Source organism: Microcystis sp. M49636_WE2 (genome assembly GCF_030065375.1).
Taxonomy (GTDB): Bacteria; Cyanobacteriota; Cyanobacteriia; order Cyanobacteriales; family Microcystaceae; genus Microcystis; species Microcystis aeruginosa_C.
Genome location: NZ_JASJFG010000804.1, coordinates 1 through 1,408 on the forward strand (window position 1 = coordinate 1; position 1,408 = coordinate 1,408).

The 1,408-nt window shown below is 44.7% G+C and carries 1 protein-coding gene and 1 tRNA gene; one reads left to right on the plus strand and one right to left on the minus strand.

The features are described from left to right. The first annotated feature begins 468 nt into the window (after positions 1 to 468). Positions 469 to 542: transfer RNA gene (locus tag PX484_RS18355), tRNA-Asp, on the plus strand. Between the two features lie 85 nt (positions 543 to 627). Here PX484_RS18355 and PX484_RS18360 read toward each other — a convergent pair. Continuing rightward, the coding region (locus PX484_RS18360; RefSeq protein ID WP_288105032.1) for a glycogen/starch/alpha-glucan phosphorylase at positions 628 to 1,408 on the minus strand (781 nt) is incomplete at its 5' end.

Genomic DNA, 1,408 nt, shown 5'->3' on the forward strand with positions numbered 1-1,408 from the left:
CAGCGAGGATTTCTTGGGCTTTTTGCCGCAAATCTGCCCCGGTATCGGCATCTACTTGGTCTAGATCGAGTAATTCCTGCGATAGCTGTTCGATCGAATTCGGGTTAGTCATAGCTCAGGCTCCCAACAAGCTTAATTACAATCCCATTGTAAAGAGGGTCCGGTCCCTAATTGGGGATTTTTTGGCTTTAATTCAGGATTGATAAGCTGTTCGTAATTTAAATTGCTTGTTGAGATCAGGCGGTCGGCAGGAGGCCGGAGATTATTTTTATTTATTCTCCCCACTCCCCTCTCCCCCCGCAACGGCTCGCAGTGGTCTCCCCCCACTCCCCAATTCATAATTCCTCCTCTCCCCACTTCATAATTCATCATTCATAATTCATAATTCCCTCCCCCTCAAAAAAATTTTCCTGGAGGTGCTTGACATAACCCTGATGATGAAGTTACAATCAGAATTGTCGCAAAAATGGGATTGTAGTTCAATTGGTTAGAGCACCGCCCTGTCACGGCGGAAGTTGCGGGTTCGAGCCCCGTCAATCCCGTAGAAATTTAGGTTAGAGTCACCCAGGGCTAGTTAACCTGTGGGCAGTAAGATAAATGAACAGGATCCCACTGCCTAGATTTGTTCTAATTTACCGATAAACCAGCATTAGCTTGAATATAATCGGGTAATTCAATCTTTACCGGTTGTATCCGCCAGATTTCCTCGCAATATTCCCGAATCGATCGATCGCTAGAGAATTTTCCCATGCGGGCCACATTAAGAATTGCTAAACGACTCCAATGTTCTTGATCTTGATAGGCGCGACCGACTTCTTCCTGACAGTCGATATAGGATTGATAATCGGCCAGTAACATATAGGGATCATCGTAGATAAGATTATCCACAAGCGGACGAAATAAACTACTATCACCCCGGCTAAAAAATCCCGAACCAATGAGGTCTAATACTGCCCGCAATTCTTCGTTATGGTAATAGTATTCTTGGGGATTATAACCGGCAGCTTTCTTAGCATAAACCTCCTGGGTGGTCAAGCCAAAAACAAAGAAATTTTCCGCCCCCACCTCTTCACGAATTTCGATATTTGCCCCATCGAGAGTACCGATAGTTAAAGACCCATTCATGGAGAATTTCATATTACCAGTTCCCGAAGCTTCTTTCCCGGCGGTGGAAATTTGTTCGGACAAGTCGGCAGCCGGATAAACCCGTTGACCGAAGGTGACATTATAATCGGGGAGGAAAACCACTTTTAACCGTCCTCCAATTGTCGGATCATTATCGATCACTTCTGCCACAGAATTAATCAATTTAATGATTAATTTCGCCATAAAATAACCCGGGGCTGCCTTACCACCAAAAATAAAGGTACGGGGGGTAATATCGAGATTGGGATTATTTTTGAGGCGA